Below are 894 nucleotides of genomic sequence, written 5' to 3'. Positions count from 1 at the left end.
AGGGCAGCCAACGCCCCGGCATGGGCGCGGCACTCTACGACCGGTTCCCCGTCTTCGCCGAAGCCTTCGACGAAGTCTGCACCCACCTCGACCCCCACCTCGAACACCCGCTACGCCAGATCGTCTTCAACCACAACCCCCAACAAACAGAACTACTGAACCACACCACCTACGCCCAAGCCGGACTCTTCGCCCTCCACATCGCCCTGGTCCGCCTGCTGGCCTCAGCCGGCATCCACCCGGACACCGTCATCGGCCACTCCATCGGCGAAATCGCCGCCGCCCACACCGCAGGCATCTTCAACCTCCCCGACGCCTGCCACCTCGTAGCCACACGCGCCACCCTCATGGGCCAACTCCCCACCAACGGCACCATGGCCACCATCGCCGCCACCCCCGACGAACTCCACCACCACCTCACCGCAACCAACGGCCAAGTCACCATCGCCGCACTCAACACCCCCACCCACACCGTCATCTCAGGCCCCACCCCACTCGTCCAACAAATCAGCACCACCTGGGCCGAACAAGGCCGCAAAACCCACACACTCACCGTCAGCCACGCCTTCCACTCACCCCAGATGGACCCCATCCTCCAACCCTTCACCCACGCCATCAGCCACCTCACCTACCACCCACCCACCATCCCCCTCATCAGCAACCTCACCGGACAACCCGCCAACCACGAGATCACCACACCCCACTACTGGGCCCAGCACATCCGCCAACCCGTCCACTTCCACCCCGCCATCACCCACACCGCACCCCACACCCACACCTACCTCGAAATCGGCCCCGACCCCACCCTCACCACCGCAACCCAACACACCCTCCACCACCACAACCACCCCACACCCCACCTCACCACCACCCTCACCCACAAACAACCCGAAA

Annotated in this window: 1 protein-coding gene; it reads left to right on the top strand. The window is 65.0% G+C overall.

Annotated elements, in window-relative coordinates; genetic code table 11:
• Positions 1 to 20: 20 nt before the first annotated feature.
• Positions 21 to 894: acyltransferase domain-containing protein (locus ASC60_RS00025; protein WP_267892770.1), on the top strand; the 874-nt coding region annotated here is incomplete at its 3' end.

This window comes from Streptomyces sp. NBRC 110028 (assembly GCF_001417735.1).
GTDB lineage: Bacteria > Actinomycetota > Actinomycetes > Streptomycetales > Streptomycetaceae > Streptomyces.
Note: the sequence above shows the minus strand (reverse complement) of the source record. Positions and strands in the feature narration are given on the sequence as shown.